Annotated in this window: 1 protein-coding gene; it reads left to right on the top strand. The window is 42.0% G+C overall.

The features are described from left to right. Positions 1-1287: family 78 glycoside hydrolase catalytic domain (locus AB5935_RS26585; protein ID WP_368327938.1), on the top strand; the 1287-nt coding region annotated here is incomplete at both ends.

Raw genomic sequence — 1287 nt, 5'->3', positions numbered from 1 at the left:
GGGGAAGGTTCAGACCGGATGGTTTGAGATGCAAATGCCTATATTGCCGGCGGGTCATGAAGTTATTATGGAATATAGTGATAATTTGACGAAAGACGGTGAATTTGACAAGCAAGGTGAAAGTGATATTTATATATCTGGTGGTAAGCAAGGAGAATACTTCAGAAATAAATTCAATCATCACGCTTTTCGATATGTGCGCATCTCCAATCTTCCTCAAAAACCGGAAACAGGTGCAATGAAATCTCTGCAAATTTATGGAGATTATAAACAGACCGCAACTTTTGAATGTTCGGATGCCGACTTGAATGCTATTCACCAAATGATTCAGTATACGATGAAATGTCTGACTTTTAGTGGATATATGGTAGACTGTCCGCATCTGGAACGTGCCGGATATGGTGGTGACGGAAACTCCTCAACGATGTCTTTGCAAACGATGTACGATGTAGCACCAACTTTTGCAAACTGGGTACAAACATGGGGAGACTCCATGCGTGAAGGGGGAAGTTTGCCGCATGTTGGTCCTAATCCGGGTGCCGGTGGCGGCGGTCCGTATTGGTGTGGATTCTTTGTACAGGCTCCCTGGAGAACGTATGTCAACTATAATGATCCCCGCTTGATTGAGAAATATTATTCTCAAATGAAAGAGTGGTTTAAGTATGTTGATAAATATACAGTAGATGGTTTGCTGAAACGTTGGCCCGATACTAAATACCGTGACTGGTATTTGGGTGATTGGCTGGCACCTATGGGAGTAGATGCAGGTAATCAGGCTTCAGTGGATTTGGTAAGTAACTGTTTTATCAGCGAATGCTTGAGCACTATGTATAAGACAGCCTTAACATTAGGAAAAAGAGAAGAGGCGGAAGAGTTTGCTATGCGTAGAGAAAAACTTAACAAGTTGATTCATCAGACGTTCTACCGTGCGGATGAGGGAATCTATTCTACCGGCTCACAGTTGGATATGTGTTATCCTATGTTGGTAGGTGTTGTACCCGATTCTTTGTACAATAAAGTGAAAGAGAATGTCGTTACGATGACCGAAGAAAAATATAAAGGACATATTGCTGTTGGTCTGGTTGGAGTGCCTATTTTGACTGAATGGGCTGTTCGGAATAAGCAAGTGGATTTCTTCTATCAAATGATGAAAAAACGTGATTATCCCGGTTATCTGTATATGATTGATCATGGTGCGACAGCAACTTGGGAATATTGGAGCGGAGAACGAAGTCGTGTACACAATTGTTACAATGGAATTGGTACTTGGTTCTATCAGGCTGTAGG

The sequence above is a fragment of the Phocaeicola sp. RTP21198st1_B8_RTP21198_201120 genome (genome assembly GCF_040929485.1).
Classification (GTDB): domain Bacteria; phylum Bacteroidota; class Bacteroidia; order Bacteroidales; family Bacteroidaceae; genus Phocaeicola; species Phocaeicola dorei.
This window is presented reverse-complemented; position numbering and strand designations above follow the sequence as displayed.